Genomic DNA, 15801 nt, shown 5'->3' on the forward strand with positions numbered 1-15801 from the left:
GGGGTCGTAGGAGACATTTGCTGTCTGGGCAACCGGGTTTGCCTCAACGAGGAGGACACCGGGCCGGCGGAGCAAGGTCGATTCCACGATCGATTTCGATGACGCCCAGGAGACGCCCTCAACTTCCAATACGACGGTTCGGGTATGCGCGTTCATGCTTCTCTCCTGCGTAGAGTCCGCGGTGCGAGTGAGCGTCCATGGCGGCGTGCTCCGCGAGCGGGGCCGGCCGGGATTGCGACCGGCCCCGGCAAGTCAGAGGGTCGCGAGGATCTCCTCCATGGTGGCTATCTCGGCGGTCTGCGAGGTGATGATGTTCTGCGCGAGCGCGATCACATCGGCGTTCTGTCCGTTGTCGACTTCGTTCTGCGCCATGTCGATGGCGCCCTGATGGTGCTCGATCATCTGCTCGAGGAACAGACGGGATGCCTCGTCGCCGGTGGCATCCGCGAGGGCTTGCATGTCGGTATCGGACATCATGCCGTCGCCCATCCCGCCCATGTCGCCCATTCCGGTGCCCCAGTCATCGAGCCACGACTCCATCTGCTCGATCTCCGGCCCCTGGGCGGCTTTGATCTGCTCGGCGAGGGCGGTCACCTGCTCGTCGATGTCGTCCTTGGCGAGGATCACGTCGGACATCTCGATGGCCTGCTCGTGGTGGGGGATCATCATCATCGTGAACTGGATGTCGGTCTGGTTGACGTCGGCAGCCGGTGCGGATGCGCCCATTCCGGACATGTCGCCGTCCATCCCGCCATTGCTGGTGGCGTTGGCGCAGCCGGCCAGGGCGATCAGGGCGGTCAGCGTGATTGCGGCAATTGCCGCGGCACGGATCTTCATTTGAGTTCTCCTCAGTCGTTGGGTGACGCGCACGATCCGAGTGATCGCGCGCGAAAGGTCTGCTGACCTGCAAGGGGTCAGCGAGGGCGTGTCACGTGCGACTGATGCAGAGAACGAGAAGAGAGGGTGGTTTCGAGAGCGTTGTCACTCGCGTCAGCGGGGAGGGGCCGGCGCGGCGTAGCGCTGCCGTCCAGGTGATGCCTCGTCGTGGCAATAGGAGCAACAGCGAGGCCACCAGAAGGGCGAGGACGCAAGTCATTGCCAGCATGCTCGTGTGGCCGCCGCAGTCGCTGCAGTCCTCCTCCGTCGCGGGTTGGGCGGTGCCGTGATCGATGGCATTCGTATCATGGACGGACAACACCGCCATCGGTTCCGCGTGCGCAGTGTGGCTGTTCAAGGAATGCATCGCGAGCAGCCCGACGATGATCGCGGCGGTGACACCGATGAGCAGGAGTACGGAACGGTGCAGCCCGCCGGGGCTGCGGCGCAGATGCTGCGCAAGAGCGATCATCGGCATGTCACCTCTTCCGGTCCAGGGTATTCGTCGACGCGGTTGGTGCGTGACGCGCGGATTACAACTTCAGACTCTTCTGTTCTTGGTCCCGTGCTCAGGCGGGCTGCGGCGCCCTCAAGGCGGTGTCGACGGCGATGGTGGGTGGCGATGCGGGCTGAAAGCGGCGCAGCCGAAGACTGTTGGTGACGACGAACACGGATGACAGCGCCATCGCGGCGGCGGCGACCAGCGGGTTCAGCAGGCCGAGCATCGCGATCGGAATGGCCGCGATGTTGTACGCGAACGCCCAGAACAGGTTGCCCTTGATGGTGCCCAGGGTGCGGCGGGCCAGCCGGATTGCATCGGCGACCACCAGGAGGTCGCCGGAGGCGATGGTCACGTCGCTGGCTGCGATCGCCGCGTCCGTTCCTCCGCCCATCGCGACCCCGAGGTCTGCCGCGGCGAGCGCGGCGGCGTCGTTGACGCCGTCACCGACCATCGCGACAACCCGGCCGGCAGACTGCAGTTCTCGGATCACGTCAAGCTTTCCGGCAGGGGTCACACCGGCGAGGACCTCGTCGATTCCGACGATCGCGGCGATGTGCTGCCCCGCTCCCTCGTTATCGCCGGTGAGTAGCACCGGGCGGAGCCCGAGCGCACGGAAGCGTGCGATCGCTTCCGCGCTCGTCGGTTTGACGGTGTCCGAGACGGCGATGGTTCCCAGGAATTCGCCGTCGCGGGCGACCGCGATCACGGTGGCGCCCGCCGCTTCGACTGTCTCGGCTTCGCTGCGACTCTGGATCGGTAGGTGCACGCCCCACTGGTCTTCGACCCACAGCGGGCGTCCGGCGACCACGAACGATCCGTCGACGATGGCCTGAACGCCGAACCCGGCGTGGGAAGCGAACGCCTCGGCGACGGGCGGGACGCTATCGGCGGCGGCGACGATCGCGCGGGCCACCGGGTGCTCGGACCCCCACTCGGCACTGGCGGCGATCCGCAGCAGCTCGTCCTCGGTGATGCCGGGGGCCGGTCTCACGGTGGTGACGGTCATGGTGCCGCGGGTGATGGTGCCGGTCTTGTCGAGCACGATGGTGTCGACCAGCCGTGTCTGCTCCAGCACCTGCGGGCCGCGGATGAGGATCCCCAGCTGCGAACCGCGGCCGGTGCCGACCAGCAGCGCGGTCGGTGTGGCGAGGCCGAGCGCGCACGGGCAGGCGATGATCAACGTCGCGACCGCCGCAGTGAACGCAACGTCAAGCGAGCCGCCGACAAGCAACCATCCGACGAACGCAATGATCGCGAGCAGGATCACGACCGGGACGAAGATCGCCGAGACCCGGTCGGCGAGCCGCTGCACGCGAGCCTTTCCCGTTTGGGCTTCGTCCATCAGTCGTTGCATGCGCGCGAGTTCGGTGTCGGCGCCGACCCGTGTGATCTCGACGATGAGTCGACCGCCGACGTTCAGGGTTGCGCCGACCACTCGCGATCCGGTGGTGACCTCTACGGGGATGGATTCGCCGGTGAGCATGCTGGCATCGATCGCGGATGCCCCATCAACTATGAGTCCGTCGGAGGGGATCTTCTCTCCGGGGCGCACCAGCACTCGGTCGCCGACGGCAAGCTGTGCGACTGGGACGTGCTGCTCGAGCCCGTCGACGAGGCGGGTGGCGTCTTTCGCCCCCAAGTGCAGAAGTGCATGGAGCGCTTCCGAAGACGACTTCTTCGCCCGCGCCTCCGCGTACCGGCCAGCGAGGATGAACACCGTGACCAGGGCCGTGACTTCGAGGTAGATCTCCCCGCTTCCCGACTCAGGGGTGCTGAACAGGGTGAAAGTCATGTGCATGCCCGGCATCCCGGCCATGCCGAAGAACAGTGCGTACAGTGACCAGCCGAATGAGGCGATCACGCCGAGGCTGATCAGGGTGTCCATCGTCGCGGCACCGTGCCGGGCGTTCACGAACGCGGCACGGTGGAACGGCCACGCACCCCACACCGCGACGGGGGCTGTCAGCGCCAGCGCCAGCCATTGCCAGTTCGGGAACTGCAGCGCCGGGATCATCGACATCAACGCGACCGGCACCGCCAGGGCGGTGGTGATCAGCAGCCGCCGGCGCAGTAACACCAACTCCGGGTCCTCAGCGGGTGTTGTGGATGTGGGCTCGTCGAAAATCGGCACCGGAAGCGCCGCGCCGTAGCCGGCGGACTCGACGGCGGCGATCAGCTCCGCAGTCTCAACCCCGTCGGTGCGCACGCGAGCTTTCTCGGTCGCGTAGTTGACCGTCGCCTCCACGCCCGGCAGCTTGTTGAGCTTGCGCTCGATCCGGGTGGCGCAGGACGCGCAGGTCATCCCGGAGATCTCGAGCTGCACATCCACGGTGCTCATGCTGGGATGCCGGCGAGGGCGTACCCCGCCTCCTCCACTGCGGCCCGGACCCGCGCGACATCGATCGGCGCCGCGCTGTGGATCGTGACCCGCGACGTGCCGCCCGGGTTCAACTCGACCAATACATTGTCGACGCCGTCGATCGCAGCGATCTCCTCCCGCACGCTCATGACGCAGTGTGAGCAGGTCATCCCATCCACCAGCACTTCCTCCGTGATCGTCGGCGCGGCGGTCTGCGTGTCCGGCACGGCGGCTGTGGCGCAGCAGCTGCAACCTGCGGCGGAGTCCGTGAGGGGGAGGTTGATGCGCTCGTTCGTGGTCATGGTGGTCGGGTGTCCTTTCGATCAGGGGGTTCGAGGGTCAGGAACGGACCAGGCGGGCGATCGCCTCGTTGGCTTCTCGGATCTTCTCCGCGGCGACGGCGCCGCCCTCGGCGGTCGCCTCAGCAACGCAGTGGGACAAGTGATCGGCCAGCAGCGACAACGCCACCGTTTCGAGCGCGCTGGTCGCTGCCGAGACCTGAGTGAGGATGTCGATGCAGTACTTGTCGTTCTCGACCATACGTGCGATGCCTCGCACCTGACCTTCAGCGCGGCTGAGCCGCTTCAGCAGGTCGTCTTTGTGGTCGGTGTATCCGTTCATAGCACATACTATACCCCCCTACGGTACGCGCACCCGGTCGGGTTCGTCAGACTCGGCTGGCCTCTGGGCTGCCGCGGTCGTCCGCGCGGGAGGTTGGTGGGACCAAAGACCCTGCGATCGCTCGACCGCACGGAGCAGAATTCCGCCGGAGGGTCGAGATCCCTGATCTCAGACGATGAGCACCGTCGTCGATGACCTCGGCGGGCGTGCGGTGGGCTCGTAGATCCGGATGTCCGGTCGTTTCATCGGGGCCTGTGACCGGGCCTTCGCCGTTGGCGCATCAGCGCGCGACGGCAAGCTGCCTCCGGCGCAGGCGAACTCAGCTCGCCAGATTGCTGAGGAGCGTCTCGCTCGCGGCGAACTCACCCCTGACGAGTTCCGCCAGCTAGCAAAAGCACTGGAGGAACGCCCGTAGATAAGGGCAGCTGTGGGTCGGCGAAGCCCCATCCACTTCTGCTGTGAATCGGAAGCGAAGCTCCTTCGGGACGAGGGTCGTCACCGTCGCACAACTGCGCCCCAACCGAGCCGCAAGGGGAAGGAGCGACCCTGGGCCCATGTCGATCACAAGAAACTCCGCCCCTCCATCATCACCGTCCACAATCGTTCCGCCGAGGTATCTGATGCTCTTCGGCGCGATCGCTGTTGCGAGTGGCTGGCTCCTGCTGTCGGTGCCGCCACTCCTCGGCCTCCCCCTTGAGCCGTTCATCCTCGCGACTCTTGGCCTCGGCCTGGTCGTCCCGGCACTCGTCTTCAGCCATCGGACACCGGGCATGGGCGCCCGAGCCCTCCTACGCGGCATTGTTAGGCTGCCCCATCCGACGTGGATCCTGATCCCCTCGGTGCTCGGCATCCCGGTTGCGGTCTGGTCAGTCGCGTCGTTCGTCGGCGTCGCAATGCCGATCGACCCTCGCCGTCTCCTGGGCTTGGCCATCGAACTGCTGATGAGCCTGATCGTCGTCAACATCTGGGAAGAGATGGCGTGGACGGGCTACTTCCAGGGATCTGCCATGGCGGTTCGCGGAGTCGTCATGGGAAGCATCGTGACGGCTCTGCTGTTCGCCGCCGTGCACCTCCCACTTGCGCTCTTCGGCATCGCTACATGGGGGGATGGCGCACTGCAACTGCTGATTCTCGTGTCGTCCGCCATCGGCCTCAGGCTTGCGATCGGGGTCCTCTACACAGCCGCCGGTGGCAGCATCCTCGCGGTCGCTATGGTGCATGCTTCGTTCAACACCGCAGGCGGTCTCGTGACACCCGGCAATGACGGGATTCGGATCGGGGTCGTCATAACGATCGGAGTCGTCGCGGCGATCATCTATGTCGCTCGCCGGCACCGTGCGCACACGCCGGGTCGGGCACGATGAGTCCGGACATTCTGCGCTACGCAGCGTTCACCGATGGGTCGGTCGGCGGGAACCCTGCCGGCGTCGTCCTCGACGCTGGAGGAATGGTCGAAGCGGAGATGCTCGCGATCGCCGGAGCCATCGGCTACTCCGAGACCGCTTTCGCCTTCCCGCAGGAGGATGGATCTCTGCGCCTGCGCTTCTTCAGTCCACTCGCCGAGGTCGCCTTCTGCGGGCATGCGACCATCGCGACCGCAATCGCGATCACCGAGAGCCACGGCCCTGGTCCCCTCCGGTTCGACTCTCCGGCGGGATTGGTCGAAGTCGCGACGCAACGACACGACGGTGAGCTCTGGGCGACGCTTACATCGCCGCCGGCGTCGTCGCGGCCCGCGACGGAGAACGAGCTCGGTGAGACTCTCGACGCCTTCGGATGGCAACGAGACGTACTCGACGACCGCTATCCGGCTCATGTCGGATTCGCCGGCAACCATCACATGATCGTCGGTCTGCGAGATCGGGCCACGTTGTCCGATTTCGACTACGACTACGACTCCCTCGCAGCGTCGATGTCGCATCACCAGTGGACGACGGTGCATGTCTTCGCCGCCCGGAGCGGGTCCGAGTTCGACGTCCGCAACGCGTTCCCGCCGGGTGGGGTGCGGGAGGATCCCGCGACCGGCGCGGCGGCCGCAGCCTTCGGCGGCTACCTCCGAACGATCGGTTCGCCAGTGAATCTGGAGGTCGTGCTCCGTCAAGGCCAGGACATGGGATCGCCGAGCCGGCTGCTTGTCTCCATCGTCCCGGGCTCGGAATCAGTCCGGGTCAGTGGGACAGCCCGGGTGATATCAGCGGGCGCAGACGATCGGGTCGGTGGTCGATGATGGATCCTCATGGCTTCGTCGTCACCCGCGGTATCGTCCCGACATGGCCGGGCATGACCCCAGCCGGTCAGGTCGTCGCAAGGTTCCTCGCGACGGTGCGGCAGTCCGGGGATCCGGACGACGCGATCGCGGTGCTGGCACCACGCGTGACCGCTCACCAGATGTCATCTCACCGGGCGGACACCATCGTGCGGACGCCCGAGGAGTATGCCGCGCACATCGGCGAACTGCTGCGCATGTACGGCCCGTTCCGGTTCGAGGTCACCGAGATCCTTTCACAGGACGATCGGGTGTTCGTGCGGTGGGTTCAACGCGGTCATCACATCCGGCGCGTCGACGGATCATCGGGAACCGGGCGACCGTTGATCGATGTGGCATCCGCTGTGTACCGGGTCGAACAAGACCGGATCGCCGAGTACTGGATCCAGTCGGACACCCAGGGGCTTGTCTGCCAACTCGACGCGCTCGAGCGCTGGCGGGAGGAGTGAAGCGCGTACCATGGCGCCCGTGACGGCCATCCACCGCGATCACCGGGGGAGAGACGAGTGAAGGGTGCATCCGACGGGCGCGAGGCCGCGCGATTCACCATCCTCGGTCCGTTGACGGCGACAGTGGACGGCGTGGAGATTCCGATCCCCGCCCGACGCCAACGGGCGCTGCTCATCCTGCTTCTCCTGAACACAGGGCGAGCTGTCTCGTCCGAGCGGCTGATAGATCAGCTGTGGGATGGCGAGCCGCCCCCGCAAGCGACTGTCACGCTTCGCTCCTATATATCGAACCTCCGCCAGGCGCTAGGCACGCACGGCATGGCGGATCTGCTCATTGCGCGCGGCGCCGGATACGCACTGGACGTGCAACCTGATGCGATCGATGCCATGCGCATGGAGCGGCTCGTCGAGCGTGCCCGAGAGCGCCTGCGCAGCGGAGACGCCGAGGGCGCGCTCCACGACTTCGACGATGCGACGCGCGAATGGAATGGCGACCCGATCCCTGAGATCGCCGATCATCAAGCGGCTCAGGGCACGATCTCGAAACTCATCGAGGCCCACCAGGGCGCGATCGAGGGCCGATTCGCCGCCCTGATCGCGGTGGGACGCCACGACGATGCGATTCCGGGGCTCGAAGCGCTGATCGTCGATCACCCGTTGCGCGAGGAGCCGCGGGCGATGCTCATGACGGCGCTCTACCGTTCCGGACGAACGGCTGAGGCGCTGGAGGTTCATCGCCGGTTCCGATCGCTCCTGCAAGACGAACTCGGCATCGACCCGTCGCCGCGACTTGATCGTCTTCGGCAGGACATTCTGGAGCAGCTCGCGCCAGTCCCGACCTCTCAGCAGACGGCGACACCTCGCGCGACTTCAGGACTGCCGTCGATGGTGGGGGCTGTCGAGCAGGGGCGCGGGAGACTCATCATCGGTCGCGAACGTGAGCTGGCGGCCCTGGGAGAACACGTCGAGTCGTTGCGCTCCCGCGGAAGGGGAGGGCTGATCGTGATCGCCGGCGAGCCTGGAATCGGCAAGTCCACCGTCCTGGAGTGGCTGTCGGCACGTGGTCGATCACGAGGCTTGGCCGTGCACATGAGCCGAGTGCCGTCCGCCGCCGGAGCCCCGCCATTCTGGCCCTGGTCGCAGATCATCGACTCGATCGCCGCGACGCTGGGGGACGAGGAACTCACTGCTGCCAGCGCTGGTCCAGCGCGCCATGCCGCGACGCTGTCCGCTTCCGTCGCAATGCGAACGGGCGGGGCACCTCCGCCGGCCGCGGCCGATCCTCAGTCCATGCGATTCGCGATCTATGAGGCGGTGCGGGAGTTCCTGCACAGAGTCAGCAGAGTCCAGCCGATGGTCATCTCCATCGACGACGTCCACTGGGCTGACCTGCCGAGCCTCGAGCTCATCTCCTATCTGGCGCCGACTCTTGCCCCGCAGCGGATCCTGCTCGCGATCTCGCACCGGAGCCTGCCGAGCGACCGCACCAAAGCGCTGGATGACACGCTGGCGACGCTGTATCGCGACGAAGGCGTCCACGCGGCGCCGCTGACCGGTCTGGGGCGCGACGCCCTGGCTGAGCTGGCCGCCTATGCGGCGGGCACGGATGCCGCTGAGCTCGCAGATGACGTGATCGATGCTCTCGTCGCGCGGACGGGGGGCAACCCTCTTTTCGTGCGGCAGCTGACCGGTGTGGCGAACGATTCCGAATGGCTGACCAATCCGCGCACCGCCAGCATCCCGGCCGGAATTCGACACCTGATCGCGAAGCGACTGAGCGACCTGGCACCTGAGTCTCAACAGCTGGTCGACGCGGCTGCGGTGGTCGGGCGCGAGTTCACCCTCCGCACAGCGGGCGCGGTCGCGAGCCTGAGCCTGGAGGCGGCCCTCGACGCATTCGACGACGCGCATGATCACGGACTGCTCGAGGACTCACCTGATCGCGAAGGCGCCCGACGTTTCGTCCACGCGATCGTGCAGGAGGTGGTGCTCGAGCGCCTGCCGGCACGGGAGTCGGCCGAACTCCATGCCCGCGCCGCCGACAGTCTCGTCGGCGACCCATCCGTCGCACCGGACACCATCGCCGAGCACTACTGGGCCGCGCGGGAACTGGTGGGGGTCCGTGCCGTGCCGTTCCTCCTCGAAGCCGCCGACGCGGCGGCCGGGCTGTACGCCCACGAGCGCGCGGAGTCGCATCTGAGGCGTGCGCTCTCCATCGTCCAGACCGCGACGCCGACCGATCCGCACGGGGAGCTGACGGTCCTACTTCGGCTGCTGCAGCTCATCTCGATCGGACGTGGGTGGGGCGACCCAGACGTCCGCAACGTCCTTGATCGATCGATGGCGATCACAGAGGCCGACTCGCTCCGGGACGACACGGCCCGCCTGTGGTGGTCCTTCTTCTTCTTCCTCCTGGACCGTGATGACGCAGAGAACTATGGACGCGCCGCGAGGAAGCTGCTCGAGGCGCTGGATAGAGCGGAAACGGACGATGTGCGCGGGACCCGAACGGGCGATGCCGGTACGGGCGTCGAGGGGCCGGGCAACGCCGCGCGAGGCGCCGTGCAGCTGATGGCGGTCTTCGAACGACTGGACGTCGATGACCGCAGCGGTGCGGCGGATCGGCTTCGCGCAGCCCGCGCGTACATCGAGACAGCAACGCCGGAGAGCCTTACCGCCTATAGCGAGAATCTCCACGTCATGCTCCTGCTTGTCGAGTCCTACTGGCACGCCCTGCACGATGATGCGGACGCGTATGAGGCCGCCGCGGATGCGGCCATCTCACTCGCTGACGATGACGGGCGGCCGTTCGTACGGGCGGTTTCACGGATGCTCGGGGTGTCGAGTTTGGTTTACCTGTCCGCGACCCCGTCGGCGCTTCATCGGGAGCGGATCGCCGATGCGCTGACCACGTCGGGCCGTTACGGATTCACCTGGCTGGAGCGGCTGGCGACGGCGTACACCTGGTGGGCGTCGACGTTCGACGGCGCCGATCCCGCCGATGCAGAGGCCGCGATCGACGGTTTCCTAACGGAGGTGACGGATGGGGGGCGCCTCGGAACCGGTGGAGTCGTGCTTCTTCTGCTTGCTGACGTCCGGGCTGCGGCGGGGAACGTGGCGGGGGCGTTGGACGCTATCGAGCGGGCCCGTCAGCGCCCTGGTCCCTACGCAGGCTTGACGATCGATGCCCTGCAACGACGCGCCGCTGGGCTGGCGGCTCGCTTGCCGGGCTGATCTATCCGCTCGTGAGGGACAGCAAGCCGCCACACGCAGCGAACGGTGGCGGCTCGCCATGAGGTCCCTCAGATGTCGGTCCGCCGGAATCGCCAGTTCGCGGCGAGCGATGCGACCGCGGCCCAGGCCGCGGCTCCGCCGAACGAAATGGCCATTCGCGGCCAGTCCGAGCCGAGGGCCGACACGACCAGCCCGTTGATGAACGACGGAGGCAGCAGACTCGCTATGGGCGACCCGACGATCGGCACCAGCTGAATGATGCTGGGAAGGATGAAAAGTGTTACCAGAACGACGCCTAGCGCCGCGGCGGTGCTCCGGAAGAAGAACGCCAGCGCCGAAGAGAGCAGGGCGGTCACAGCGATTCCGAACGAACCACCCAGCAAGGTCGCGATCGTTTCGGGGATGAAGAACGGGGCCGGATCGGCAGTCGCCGCGAAGGCCGGCGTTGCGATCGCATAGGTTGCGACGCCGATGACCACTGCCACCGCGATCGCTGCCGTTGCGCTCGTGATCAGCTTCGCGGCGACGATCAGTGTGCGTCGGGGGACTGCCGTCACGGCGGTGCGCAGGGTGCCCGAGCTGCGGTCGGTGCTCACGATCAGCGTGCCCAGGACGGCGGTGAGGATCTGGGCGGTCAGAAACGCCTGTCCCATTGCCCCCAGCGCTGGGCGCTCGCCGTAGGTGGCGAGGATCAGCGCATCAACGTCCATGCCCTCCTCGGGCGGCGCGAAGGCCAGGCCGACTGACATGAGCGCGCTCATGGTGAGGGTGATCAACACGCTGAGCAGGAGTGCCCAGCGGGTGGAACGAAGCGACAGCAGTTTGATGCGTTCCGACCGCATCACATGCGGAAGGCTTGTGCGTACAGGAGCGAGTGCGTGGACGGACATGTTCTACTTCCCCTTCTCGAGAGACGGTTGCGTTGCGGGCGCCCCGGACCGGTACTGCGTCGAACCTCCGGTTAGGGAGATATACGCCGCTTCCAGGGATTCGCTCGAAGAGGATTTGAGGATGGCCTCGACGGGCCCGTCCGCTAGCAGTCGCCCTTTGCCGATGACGATTATTCGATCGGCGATGAGCCCCAGTTCACCCATCAGGTGAGACGACACGAAGACCGTGCGGCCCTCATCCGCGAGCGACCGCATCAGCCCCCGCAGCCAGATGATGCCGTCTGGGTCCAGGCCGTTGATCGGCTCATCGAGGACGAGCGTCAGCGGGTCGCCGAGTAGCGCGGCGGCGATGCCCAGTCGCTGAGCCATGCCCAGGGAGAAGGTGCCGGCGCGCCGGTGTGCCACGTCGGATATCCCGGTGAGACGCGCGACCTCATCGATGCGCGCCTCGGGAATCCCGTTCGTCGCGGCAAGGGCACGCAGGTGGTTGCGAGCGGAGCGTCCCGGGTGCGCGAGTCCGGCGTCGAGGACGACGCCGAGCTCGCTCATCGCGGACTTCGTGTCAACCAGGGCCTTCCCGTTCACACGGACAGCCCCGGATGTCGGCACGTCGAGCCCCGCGATTGCGCGCATGGTCGTGGACTTGCCCGCACCGTTCGGCCCGACGAAGCCGGTCACGATGCCAGGACGGACGGTGAACGTCAGGTCATCGACGGCCGTGACGTCCTTGTAGCGCTTGGTCAGATTGCGTACTTCGATCATGGGAGCAGTCCTCCGAAAGCTTTGATGGTTGTGGACGTGACCAGAGTGATCCGAGGTGATTGCGTGCGCGTTGGGTCCGCGTTGAGTCCGGTTGGCGGGAACCATTCCCACCACAAGACGCCGTCCCCTCCTTGCGGCAGAGATGTATCACGCGGACTCGGCCGCCGCTCCTCACCTCGGGCTAGGCGTCTACCGGCTGGTCCGCCGACGGCAGCAGGTGCGTCTCGTGCGTCGCGAGTTGCTGCCATTGGCAGGGGCTTCGGCGGCGTCGTCGGGCCGGTGCTGCTGATGTTCGGACTGGTTGGGATGCCAGCATCCGGCGCTTCTCTGCTGCTGAACGCGGAAGGCATCGCGGCCGCACTGCTGGCGTGGTTCGTCTTCAAGGAGATCGTCGACCGCCGGGTCGCTCGCGGCATGGCGGCGATCGTCGCCGGCGCGGTGGTGCTGTCCTGGCCAGGGCAGGCGGACTTCGCCCGGATCTGGCCAACGCTCGCGATCCTCGGCGCGTGCTTGGCCTGGGGGATGGGCGACAACCTCACCCGCAAGGTCGCTCGCTCTTACCGTCGGGAACTGTGGATTATCGACATCGTGCCCAGACCAGGATCGAGAGCGGGCATACCCGCGCGTGAGTAACGCGTGGGTAAGAATGAATCGCAGTAGCGGTCGACGAAGGTTATGCGGCGTGTCGCGTGCCTCCTTTTACCCACGACGCCGTTGGGGTGTCGTGATTCCGCGTGATTCCGCGGGTCCGGGGCCTCCTTACCGTGGGTAAGTCGCCCACGGTAAGTGGGGATTCCGCCACATCCCACAATCGCATCGCGGACCGGGCCGAACCGGCTCAGATTGTCGATGAGCCCATCATCCACTCCGCGCTCAAGGCGTCGTCGGGCGACAACTACCCGGCTGTACAGGCCAGGACGCGCGGTCATGTCGGTTCGGACAAGTTCCGCTGGCCACGTCAGTGACGCTCGGTCGATTGCGCCCGCTCGTCGACTCTGACGTGGGCCGGTGTCTCATTCGGGCAAATCGATCAGCCTGGCGGGACCGCGGACTCCCGACGCACCAAGGCGGGTCCGATCACGGTGTTGGCGGCGGGGGACCGGCGCAGATGCTCGAGAATCATCCGGAACGCAGATCGCCCGAGCTCGAGGTGGTCGAGCGCCACCGTGGTTAGCGGTGGCTGGAAGTGTGCGGCATCCGGCATGTCGTCGATCGCGACGATCGAGTAGTCGACTCCGGCGCTAAGGCCCCGCTCGTACATCGCGTGCTGGAATCCCAGCGCGATGGCGTCATTGGCGCAGAACGCGGCCGTCCACGCACCGTCCACCGGGTTGGCTGGGGGCATCGGTGTGTGTGGGGCGCGTCTTCCGTGCAGACGGAATCCGTTCGGCCCATCGTCGGTGCCGCATCACGGGTCTCGCGGACGTGCACAGCAGCATCGTCCTGAGCGACCGTCACGCCCCGGCTGCGACCAGGATGCCGTCGGTGAGGAAGCCAGCCATCAGTCCGATGAACACGCCGTAGCCGACGAGTTGACTCCGGCGCGCCCGCGAGACAACGCCGAGAAGTTGGATCACGACGTAGATGATCGACCCGGCGGCCAGGGACAGGAAGAGGATGCTGAGTTGTTCGTTGACGAAGGTCCAGCCGATCATCGTGCCAACGAAGGTGGGACCGCCGCCGATCAAGGCGAGAAGCAGCAGGAAGCCCCACGATGGACGACGCTCATCTCCGGCCAGCGGCGCCACGATGCCGAAACCTTCTGTCGCGTTGTGCAGCGCGAATCCCACGACCAGCACGATCGCCAACGCGATCTGACCGGTGGCCGCCGACTGACCGATTGCGAGCCCCTCAGCCATGTTGTGCAGGCCGATTCCGATGGCGATAAGCACCGCAAGTCGTCGCGGAGCCAGCTCACTCGGGTCCTGCGATCGCTGTGCCAGCCGCTGAAACAGGGGAATCGACAGAAGCCCGACTCCGATTCCCACTACAAACAACAGCCCATTCACCAGCAGCAGGGCAGGGTTTGATCCGTCGGCGAGCAACGCGTCTATCGGCTCCCATGCCGCCGAGAGCACATCCCACACCAGGAATAGCAGGACCCCGACAGCGCCAGCACTGAGTACCACACGCAGGCCCACCGAGGGCGACCGCAGCCTTCCGATCGGCATCCCAAGCAGAATGGTCGCGCCTGCGACGATCCCCAGCAGTAGCACAGCTCCGAACGACACTCGGACACCCCTCTTGTTAGGTCTGCCTCACCCTAGGCAGATCACGTGCGGATCAGAAATCCGCTCCGGGCGGCGCAGAGCACGCTTCAATGAGGCACCCCCCGGTTTGCCCCTATTTGGGGCGGTGCACGTACTTGGGGGCGGCCCTAGGCCGACTCCAGAATGCCCTTTGCGCGGGCCAATCCAGCCACCTCCGCGTCCATCGAGTGCTGCACCGCGCGGCCCATCAGTAGCTTCTTGAGCCCGGTCAGCTCGGCTGAGAGCACGAAGTCCACGCGAGTGGCGCTGTCGCCGACCGCGATGAAGCGGAAGTCGCCGACAGGGCGCACCGGGCCCGCGACCACCTTGAACCCGTAGCGTGTCGGGGGCTCGAAGGCCGTTACTACGATGTCAGCCGCAATCGGGCGACCGCTCGGGCCCGCGACCGACTGATGAACGCGGCTGCCGACGGTGACCGGCTCGTGAGCGGCAATTGAGACGACGTGCGCACGCCAGCGCTTGTCGTTGCTTGGGTCTGTGAAGAAGGCGAACACGTCCTCGACAGGGCGGGTGACGACAAGTGAGTTCGAGGACGATGACATGAGCGCGATGGTACGCCCGGCAGCTCCGCGGTGGTCAGGTGCCTCGCCACGACCTTCGCTGCGGTCATCCCTTCTGATAGCTGAGGAGGACGGTCTTGTCGGAGCCGCCGGACACGCTTTCCTCGCGAATCGGCCCGACTCCCTTTGCGTACCACTTGTACTCGAGAACGTCTGGCTCGAGCGGGGTGGTGTTGCGGGTCATCAGCAGGTGATCGAAGCTTCCGAAGGGCACCTCGGCCAGCTCGTCGATGCTGAGCACGCGGGCATTGTCCTCGGCATGTCCGGCGAGATACTCCTCGCGGTACTCACTGCCAGGTTCAGGGTTCGCGAGAACCACGATGCCAGGCTGTCCGCCATCGACGCCGGACTGCCAGGAACCCTCGGTTGACGTCTTGCCGTCCGGGTCATATTCCGTGGTCGCCTCGCCGAAGTACCAGATGTTGCCCTGGTCGTCTTGCGCATACCAATCGAGCGTGTCCTCGACCACCTCGCCCCCATCGGTGAGCACGTCATGCACTTCGCGAGTGGTCACGCCGTCGATCACCTTCGTCTTGTCGGTGACCGTTACGACGACGGTGGCGTTCTTGCCCTCATCATCCGTCTCCCGATAGGTGCGGACATCGCCTGGATTCATCGGGAAGTAGGGGTTGTCGATGGCGGTGGAGAATTTCGCCGGGTCGATCGTCACGGTGTCGGCCCCCTGAGGCAGTCCGCTTGACGCGGTGGGGGTGTTCAGAGAAACGTCGTCCCCGTCGCCTGCGCCGCTGCACGCCGTGACGGTCAGCCCGATCGCCAACACGGTCGCGCATAGCGCCGCGGCGCGCCCGAACACCACGCCGATGGTCGTCGTTCGTGTCATGGCCAGGACAGTACACCCGGGCAGGCGTCGCGATCGAAGCCCGTTCAGGCGGGAGTCAGGGATGGCGACCTCGACGAGGCAGAGGCTCTGGATACCCTTGCGGACGACTATCGCGTGAAGCCATTCAGCCTTCCCGTACTCGTCGCCCGCCTTCACGCGTTGAAGGCATCA

General features: G+C 66.3%; 16 protein-coding genes and 1 pseudogene. 5 read left to right on the forward strand and 12 right to left on the reverse strand.

The window, feature by feature from the left end; all coding sequences use genetic code 11:
- Positions 1–6 precede the first annotated feature (6 nt).
- The 6 genes and pseudogenes from ABD188_RS20210 to ABD188_RS05620 all read right to left on the reverse strand — a co-directional run.
- A pseudogene (locus ABD188_RS20210) lies at positions 7–156 on the reverse strand (heavy-metal-associated domain-containing protein); the annotation flags it as partial.
- A gap of 96 nt (positions 157–252) precedes the next feature.
- Complete coding sequence (locus tag ABD188_RS05600) at positions 253–837, reverse strand: DUF305 domain-containing protein (protein ID WP_344059338.1); 585 nt, start codon at positions 835–837, stop codon at positions 253–255.
- 91 nt (positions 838–928) lie between these two features.
- Positions 929–1354, reverse strand: coding sequence for a DUF6153 family protein (locus ABD188_RS05605; protein ID WP_344059340.1), 426 nt, complete (start codon positions 1352–1354; stop codon positions 929–931).
- A gap of 91 nt (positions 1355–1445) precedes the next feature.
- Positions 1446–3716, reverse strand: coding sequence for a heavy metal translocating P-type ATPase (locus tag ABD188_RS05610; protein ID WP_344059342.1), 2271 nt, complete (start codon positions 3714–3716; stop codon positions 1446–1448).
- Positions 3713–4039 carry a heavy-metal-associated domain-containing protein gene (locus ABD188_RS05615; RefSeq protein ID WP_344059344.1) on the reverse strand — a complete coding sequence of 109 codons (327 nt, stop codon included), beginning with the start codon at positions 4037–4039 and terminating at the stop codon, positions 3713–3715. Before ABD188_RS05615 ends, ABD188_RS05610 begins: the two co-directional genes overlap by 4 nt.
- Before the next feature lie 37 nt (positions 4040–4076).
- Positions 4077–4358, reverse strand: coding sequence for a metal-sensitive transcriptional regulator (locus ABD188_RS05620; RefSeq protein ID WP_344059346.1), 282 nt, complete (start codon positions 4356–4358; stop codon positions 4077–4079).
- Between the two features lie 554 nt (positions 4359–4912).
- Here ABD188_RS05620 and ABD188_RS05625 point away from each other — a divergent pair.
- The 4 genes from ABD188_RS05625 to ABD188_RS05640 are packed head-to-tail and all read left to right on the forward strand — an operon-like array spanning position 4913 to position 10307.
- Positions 4913–5722 carry a CPBP family intramembrane glutamic endopeptidase gene (locus tag ABD188_RS05625; RefSeq protein ID WP_344059348.1) on the forward strand — a complete coding sequence of 270 codons (810 nt, stop codon included), beginning with the start codon at positions 4913–4915 and terminating at the stop codon, positions 5720–5722.
- The gene (locus ABD188_RS05630; RefSeq protein ID WP_344059350.1) at positions 5719–6585 is read left to right on the forward strand and encodes a PhzF family phenazine biosynthesis protein; all 867 of its coding nucleotides are present in this window, start codon (positions 5719–5721) and stop codon (positions 6583–6585) included. Before ABD188_RS05625 ends, ABD188_RS05630 begins: the two co-directional genes overlap by 4 nt.
- Positions 6582–7073: an ester cyclase gene (locus ABD188_RS05635; RefSeq protein ID WP_344059352.1), complete on the forward strand. Its 492-nt coding sequence runs from the start codon at positions 6582–6584 to the stop codon at positions 7071–7073. Before ABD188_RS05630 ends, ABD188_RS05635 begins: the two co-directional genes overlap by 4 nt.
- A 57-nt stretch (positions 7074–7130) precedes the next feature.
- A complete protein-coding gene (locus ABD188_RS05640; protein ID WP_344059354.1) occupies positions 7131–10307 on the forward strand; it encodes an ATP-binding protein in 3177 nt (1058 codons plus the stop codon).
- 68 nt (positions 10308–10375) lie between these two features.
- On the opposite strand, the gene ABD188_RS05645 is transcribed toward ABD188_RS05640, so the two are convergent.
- Both ABD188_RS05645 and ABD188_RS05650 read right to left on the reverse strand, forming a co-directional pair.
- Positions 10376–11149, reverse strand: coding sequence for an ABC transporter permease subunit (locus tag ABD188_RS05645; protein WP_344059356.1), 774 nt, complete (start codon positions 11147–11149; stop codon positions 10376–10378).
- A gap of 51 nt (positions 11150–11200) precedes the next feature.
- On the reverse strand, positions 11201–11959 hold the full coding sequence (locus tag ABD188_RS05650) for an ABC transporter ATP-binding protein (RefSeq protein WP_344059359.1): 759 nt from the start codon (positions 11957–11959) through the stop codon (positions 11201–11203).
- A gap of 306 nt (positions 11960–12265) precedes the next feature.
- On the opposite strand from ABD188_RS05650, the gene ABD188_RS20250 reads away from it, so the two are divergent.
- On the forward strand, positions 12266–12592 hold the full coding sequence (locus ABD188_RS20250; RefSeq protein WP_486348058.1) for a hypothetical protein: 327 nt from the start codon (positions 12266–12268) through the stop codon (positions 12590–12592).
- Between the two features lie 397 nt (positions 12593–12989).
- On the opposite strand, the gene ABD188_RS05660 is transcribed toward ABD188_RS20250, so the two are convergent.
- The 4 genes from ABD188_RS05660 to ABD188_RS05675 form a co-directional block, all read right to left on the reverse strand.
- Entirely contained in the window at positions 12990–13304 is a 315-nt protein-coding gene (locus ABD188_RS05660) for a substrate-binding domain-containing protein (RefSeq protein ID WP_344059363.1), read from the reverse strand.
- Between the two features lie 109 nt (positions 13305–13413).
- Positions 13414–14130: a ZIP family metal transporter gene (locus tag ABD188_RS05665; RefSeq protein ID WP_344059365.1), complete on the reverse strand. Its 717-nt coding sequence runs from the start codon at positions 14128–14130 to the stop codon at positions 13414–13416.
- Positions 14131–14336: 206 nt separating this feature from the next.
- The gene (locus ABD188_RS05670) at positions 14337–14771 is read right to left on the reverse strand and encodes an SRPBCC family protein (RefSeq protein WP_344059367.1); all 435 of its coding nucleotides are present in this window, start codon (positions 14769–14771) and stop codon (positions 14337–14339) included.
- A 64-nt stretch (positions 14772–14835) separates the two neighbouring features.
- Positions 14836–15630: a hypothetical protein gene (locus ABD188_RS05675; protein WP_344059369.1), complete on the reverse strand. Its 795-nt coding sequence runs from the start codon at positions 15628–15630 to the stop codon at positions 14836–14838.
- Positions 15631–15801: the final 171 nt, after the last annotated feature.

The organism is Microbacterium pumilum (genome assembly GCF_039530225.1).
Taxonomy (GTDB): Bacteria; Actinomycetota; Actinomycetes; order Actinomycetales; family Microbacteriaceae; genus Microbacterium; species Microbacterium pumilum.

Bases quoted from the DNA above. Each gene is read 5' to 3' on its own strand.
- ABD188_RS05600 (WP_344059338.1), bottom strand. From the start codon at position 837: ATGAAGATCCGTGCCGCGGCAATTGCCGCAATCACGCTGACCGCCCTG.
- ABD188_RS05605 (WP_344059340.1), bottom strand. From the start codon at position 1,354: ATGCCGATGATCGCTCTTGCGCAGCATCTGCGCCGCAGCCCCGGCGGG.
- ABD188_RS05610 (WP_344059342.1), bottom strand. From the start codon at position 3,716: ATGAGCACCGTGGATGTGCAGCTCGAGATCTCCGGGATGACCTGCGCG.
- ABD188_RS05615 (WP_344059344.1), bottom strand. From the start codon at position 4,039: ATGACCACGAACGAGCGCATCAACCTCCCCCTCACGGACTCCGCCGCA.
- ABD188_RS05620 (WP_344059346.1), bottom strand. From the start codon at position 4,358: ATGAACGGATACACCGACCACAAAGACGACCTGCTGAAGCGGCTCAGC.
- ABD188_RS05625 (WP_344059348.1), top strand. From the start codon at position 4,913: ATGTCGATCACAAGAAACTCCGCCCCTCCATCATCACCGTCCACAATC.
- ABD188_RS05630 (WP_344059350.1), top strand. From the start codon at position 5,719: ATGAGTCCGGACATTCTGCGCTACGCAGCGTTCACCGATGGGTCGGTC.
- ABD188_RS05635 (WP_344059352.1), top strand. From the start codon at position 6,582: ATGATGGATCCTCATGGCTTCGTCGTCACCCGCGGTATCGTCCCGACA.
- ABD188_RS05645 (WP_344059356.1), bottom strand. From the start codon at position 11,149: ATGCGGTCGGAACGCATCAAACTGCTGTCGCTTCGTTCCACCCGCTGG.
- ABD188_RS05650 (WP_344059359.1), bottom strand. From the start codon at position 11,959: ATGATCGAAGTACGCAATCTGACCAAGCGCTACAAGGACGTCACGGCC.
- ABD188_RS20250 (WP_486348058.1), top strand. From the start codon at position 12,266: ATGCCAGCATCCGGCGCTTCTCTGCTGCTGAACGCGGAAGGCATCGCG.
- ABD188_RS05660 (WP_344059363.1), bottom strand. From the start codon at position 13,304: ATGCCCCCAGCCAACCCGGTGGACGGTGCGTGGACGGCCGCGTTCTGC.
- ABD188_RS05665 (WP_344059365.1), bottom strand. From the start codon at position 14,130: ATGCCGATCGGAAGGCTGCGGTCGCCCTCGGTGGGCCTGCGTGTGGTA.
- ABD188_RS05670 (WP_344059367.1), bottom strand. From the start codon at position 14,771: ATGTCATCGTCCTCGAACTCACTTGTCGTCACCCGCCCTGTCGAGGAC.
- ABD188_RS05675 (WP_344059369.1), bottom strand. From the start codon at position 15,630: ATGACACGAACGACGACCATCGGCGTGGTGTTCGGGCGCGCCGCGGCG.